The 1,313-nt window shown below is 46.4% G+C and carries 2 protein-coding genes; both read left to right on the top strand.

Features of this window, described 5'->3' with window-relative positions; genetic code table 11:
* The coding region (locus F7D73_RS02345) for a plasmid mobilization protein (protein ID WP_153122107.1) at positions 1-333 on the top strand (333 nt) is incomplete at its 5' end.
* Positions 330-1,280 carry a relaxase/mobilization nuclease domain-containing protein gene (locus F7D73_RS02340; protein ID WP_153122106.1) on the top strand — a complete coding sequence of 317 codons (951 nt, stop codon included), beginning with the start codon at positions 330-332 and terminating at the stop codon, positions 1,278-1,280. The genes F7D73_RS02345 and F7D73_RS02340, both read left to right, overlap by 4 nt.
* Positions 1,281-1,313 lie beyond the last annotated feature (33 nt).

Raw genomic sequence — 1,313 nt, 5'->3', positions numbered from 1 at the left:
ACGGTAAAGTTCTCGAAGCCAAGCTACGAGGCATTGAGACTGAGGGCGAGAAAAGCCAACCGCAAGTTGGCGGAGTACATCCGTGAGTCCGCCTTGAACGGCGAGGTGGTCAGCGGACACAATGCAGAGACGGTAGCCATCGCCAAGAACCTCATTGGCATGGCGAACAACCTCAACCAACTTACCAAGTTGTCGCATCAGAGAGGTTTCCATGAAACCCATGTATATGTGGTGGACTTGTTGAGAAGATTGAAAGAAATCCTTGGCGAGTATCGCCAAGTAAATCCAAAATCGAAGCCAAGCAGTATGGACAGAAAGGAGGATGCCACATGATAGGCAAGCTAAAGAAGGGCAGCTCATTTGGTGGTTGCATCCGCTATGTTACAGGCAAGGACGAGGCGAAAATCATCGTCTCGGATGGTGTGTTACTCGGCACGAATGCCGAGATAACGCAAAGTTTCGAGCTACAAAGGCAACTAAATCCAAGTATTAAGAAGCCTGTTGGACATATAGCTTTGAGCTTCAAGCCCGAGGACAAGCCACGTTTGACGGATGAATTCATGGCTAAGATAGCCCTTGAATACATGCAGATGATGGGGATAAAAGATACTCAATTCATCATCGTAAGGCATCACAACACCGACAATCCACATTGTCATATCGTGTATAACCGCATCAATAACGAGGGCAAACTCATATCAGACGCCCACGATTACAGGCGTAATGAGCAAGTGACCAAGGCTCTTAAATCCAAGTATGGATTTACTTACGGAACGGACAAGAGTAAGACTAACACTCGCAAATTGCGCAATGCGGAGCGTGCCAAATACGAGATTCACAATGCTGTAAAGAGCGCATTGAGAATGGCAGATAGCTGGGACGAGTTCAAAAGTGAACTTGCAAAACGAGGTGTTCACTTAGAGTTTGTCTATATGGATAAGGAGCAAACCAAGGTTCAAGGCATCCGTTTCAGCAAGGATGGATATAGCTTCAAGGGTACGCAGATTAGCCGAGGCTATAGCTTAGGCAAGCTGAATACAAGGTTTGAGGGAATGGAGAACCGTGTATCACCAAAATCCAACTCTACTCTGCAATACGAACAAGGCTATCACAAGAGCAACCATGAGCCATCCATGTCGGATAGCAGCCAAGACCCTTGGGACGGCATTTCTTCCATTGGACTTTTTGCTTCTGCCAACGCTCAGACCTTTGAGTCTTTCCCAGAGGCCGAATCATCCAAGAAGAAAAAGAAGAAACGCAGAAGAGGCTTTAGCCTTTGATGCAAGTTACAAACCATTCAAACAACAAAAGAA

Source organism: Segatella copri (assembly GCF_009494395.1).
Lineage (GTDB): Bacteria > Bacteroidota > Bacteroidia > Bacteroidales > Bacteroidaceae > Prevotella.
Note: the sequence above shows the minus strand (reverse complement) of the source record. Positions and strands in the feature narration are given on the sequence as shown.

Excerpts from the sequence above, each read along its gene's own strand:
- F7D73_RS02340 (WP_153122106.1), top strand. The coding sequence starts at position 330 with ATGATAGGCAAGCTAAAGAAGGGCAGCTCATTTGGTGGTTGCATCCGC.